Consider the following 1,505-nt stretch of genomic DNA (forward strand, 5'->3'; position numbering starts at 1 on the left):
GAAGTGAAACATCTTCGGGTTGTGAGGTTAAGCGACTAAGCGTACACGGTGGATGCCCTGGCAGTCAGAGGCGATGAAGGACGTGCTAATCTGCGAAAAGCGCCGGCGAGGTGATATGAACCTTTGACCCGGCGATGTCCGAATGGGGAAACCCAGTGTGATTCGTCACACTATCGTTAACTGAATACATAGGTTAACGAGGCGAACCGGGGGAACTGAAACATCTAAGTACCCCGAGGAAAAGAAATCAACCGAGATTCCCCCAGTAGCGGCGAGCGAACGGGGAGCAGCCCAGAGTCTGAATCAGCTTGTGTGTTAGTGGAAGCGTCTGGAAAGTCGCACGGTACAGGGTGACAGTCCCGTACACGAAAGCACACAGGCTGTGAACTCGAAGAGTAGGGCGGGACACGTGGTATCCTGTCTGAATATGGGGGGACCATCCTCCAAGGCTAAATACTCCTGACTGACCGATAGTGAACCAGTACCGTGAGGGAAAGGCGAAAAGAACCCCGGCGAGGGGAGTGAAAAAGAACCTGAAACCGTGTACGTACAAGCAGTGGGAGCACCTTCGTGGTGTGACTGCGTACCTTTTGTATAATGGGTCAGCGACTTATATTCTGTAGCAAGGTTAACCGTATAGGGGAGCCGAAGGGAAACCGAGTCTTAACTGGGCGTTAAGTTGCAGGGTATAGACCCGAAACCCGGTGATCTAGCCATGGGCAGGTTGAAGGTTGGGTAACACTAACTGGAGGACCGAACCGACTAATGTTGAAAAATTAGCGGATGACTTGTGGCTGGGGGTGAAAGGCCAATCAAACCGGGAGATAGCTGGTTCTCCCCGAAAGCTATTTAGGTAGCGCCTCGTGAACTCATCTTCGGGGGTAGAGCACTGTTTCGGCTAGGGGGCCATCCCGGCTTACCAACCCGATGCAAACTACGAATACCGAAGAATGTTATCACGGGAGACACACGGCGGGTGCTAACGTCCGTCGTGAAGAGGGAAACAACCCAGACCGCCAGCTAAGGTCCCAAAGTCATGGTTAAGTGGGAAACGATGTGGGAAGGCACAGACAGCCAGGATGTTGGCTTAGAAGCAGCCATCATTTAAAGAAAGCGTAATAGCTCACTGGTCGAGTCGGCCTGCGCGGAAGATGTAACGGGGCTAAACCATGCACCGAAGCTGCGGCAGCGACACTATGTGTTGTTGGGTAGGGGAGCGTTCTGTAAGCCGTTGAAGGTGTGCTGTGAGGCATGCTGGAGGTATCAGAAGTGCGAATGCTGACATAAGTAACGATAAAGCGGGTGAAAAGCCCGCTCGCCGGAAGACCAAGGGTTCCTGTCCAACGTTAATCGGGGCAGGGTGAGTCGACCCCTAAGGCGAGGCCGAAAGGCGTAGTCGATGGGAAACAGGTTAATATTCCTGTACTTGGTGTTACTGCGAAGGGGGGACGGAGAAGGCTATGTTAGCCGGGCGACGGTTGTCCCGGTTTAAGCATGTAGGCGGA

At 53.4% G+C, this 1,505-nt stretch carries 1 rRNA gene; it reads left to right on the top strand.

What is annotated here, in order from left to right:
- Positions 1–25 precede the first annotated feature (25 nt).
- Positions 26–1,505: ribosomal RNA gene (locus tag LLF79_RS26770) — 23S ribosomal RNA — on the top strand; the annotation flags it as partial.

Source organism: Enterobacter cloacae complex sp. 2021EL-01169 (assembly GCF_020733125.1).
In the GTDB taxonomy this organism is placed as follows: domain Bacteria; phylum Pseudomonadota; class Gammaproteobacteria; order Enterobacterales; family Enterobacteriaceae; genus Enterobacter; species Enterobacter roggenkampii.